General features: G+C 49.0%; 2 protein-coding genes. Both read left to right on the forward strand.

Features of this window, described 5'->3' with window-relative positions; all coding sequences use genetic code 11:
- On the forward strand, window positions 1-389 hold a 389-nt coding region (locus ACS8FD_RS19335; protein ID WP_439277054.1), incomplete at its 5' end, for a zinc finger domain-containing protein.
- A partial coding sequence (locus ACS8FD_RS19340) for a signal peptidase II (RefSeq protein ID WP_439277055.1) occupies window positions 382-788 on the forward strand: 407 nt, incomplete at its 3' end. The genes ACS8FD_RS19335 and ACS8FD_RS19340, both read left to right, overlap by 8 nt.

Below are 788 nucleotides of genomic sequence, written 5' to 3' on the forward strand. Positions count from 1 at the left end.
GTATCATGCAAGCCAAAGACATGGTTAATAAAAACATCGAGACTGCACGCGGCGATAAGATCATTAATGCTAATTTGTCCGCTGACGTCACCCTGTATGCCGATGGCGCGATGCATGAGAGCCTAGCAAAACTTGGTGAAGAATTACGGTTTGTCTTGATTACCAGTAAAGCGACTTTGGCTCCAATAGCTAAAGCTCCCAATGATGCTAAGCAAACAGAAGACAGCTCAGCAGACTTGACTGTCAATGTGAGCGCGGCCACTGGCACAAAATGTATACGCTGTTGGCATATCCGTGATGACATCGGTACAGATCCAGCACACCCTGAATTATGTGCGCGCTGCGTAACCAACGTCGCTGGCAATGGCGAGGTGCGTCACTATGCCTAATCCAACGGAATCATCCGACAATCAACGGCCGCAGGTTGAGGCCGACGGCTCGCCCAAACCTGCCCATGCAACCACGGGTAGTTCATCGACGCCCAAAGGACGTTTGACTAAAACACCAAAAGTTATCGCAAATGGCAGTCGTGCCTTTATGTGGTATTTGCTGTCGCTTGCCGTGCTTATCATCGATCAATGGACAAAATGGCTAGCTGAAACCAAGCTGACTTTTCATGAGCCCGTACCCGTTATCGAGCCGTTTCTTAATTGGACCTTAGCGTACAATTATGGCGCTGCTTTTAGCTTTTTGGCCGATGCAGGCGGTTGGCAAAAGTGGTTTTTTGCAGGTCTTGCTCTAATCATGTCGCTGTTCTTGATAGGCTATCTGATAAAAGCCCCGCGCCA

It is taken from the genome of Psychrobacter sp. 1U2 (genome assembly GCF_051847575.1).